Here is a 413-nt window from a genome sequence, read left to right on the forward strand (position 1 = left end):
CGTTTGCAGCAATTAATTCATCAGAGCCAGGAATTAAAATTTCTTGTAGGTTTTTTTTATTTTTCGGGTATTAAGGAATTATATAAATCACTATTAAATAACCCTACAGTAAAATTAAACATACTTGTTGGATTGGGTGTTGATGTAATAAATTATCAGTTAATAGAATGCATTGATAGTAATGGTGGAAATTTATCAAATGATGCTATAACACAAAAGTTTTTTGATTCTATTAAAAAATCTATTAACAGTGATGAATTTGATACAAAAGATTTTTATACACAATTTAGATTTTTTATTAATTTAATTAAAAATGGAAATTGTAATATCCGCAAAACTGTTAAACCAAACCACGCAAAGCTATATATTTTTAAACTAAAACCGGATCAGGTTAAACAATCACTATTTATTAC

Annotated in this window: 1 protein-coding gene; it reads left to right on the forward strand. The window is 24.9% G+C overall.

The features are described 5' to 3' along the window. Nucleotides 1–413 (forward strand): helicase (locus N3F66_15165; protein MCX8125485.1); only part of this gene is annotated, 413 nt, incomplete at both ends.

The organism is Spirochaetota bacterium (genome assembly GCA_026414805.1).
Taxonomy (GTDB): Bacteria; Spirochaetota; UBA4802; order UBA4802; family UB4802; genus UBA4802.